Source organism: Pseudoalteromonas sp. S3785 (genome assembly GCF_005887365.1).
Lineage (GTDB): Bacteria > Pseudomonadota > Gammaproteobacteria > Enterobacterales > Alteromonadaceae > Pseudoalteromonas.
On the sequence record NZ_PNCT01000133.1, the window covers coordinates 1 to 297 of the forward strand.

1 protein-coding gene is annotated in these 297 nt (G+C 45.8%); it reads right to left on the reverse strand.

The annotated features are described in order from the left end of the window. A partial coding sequence (locus CWC17_RS18835; RefSeq protein WP_249935951.1) for a GTP-binding protein occupies nt 1-297 on the reverse strand: 297 nt, incomplete at both ends.

Genomic DNA, 297 nt, shown 5'->3' on the forward strand with positions numbered 1-297 from the left:
ATGTCACGCTCTGGCTCTGGAATGTAAGAATCTAGTGCTTCTGCAAGCTCAACGATCTTGTCTTCCCACTGCTTTTCGCCTTCAAGTGCTTTAAGTGCAGAACCTTGAATTAGTGGTAAGTCATCACCTGGGAAGTCGTACTCAGAAAGAAGTTCACGAACTTCCATTTCTACTAGTTCAAGTAGCTCTTCGTCGTCAACCATGTCACATTTGTTCATGAATACAACGATGTAAGGTACGCCAACCTGACGAGAAAGTAGGATGTGCTCACGTGTTTGTGGCATAGGGCCGTCAGGC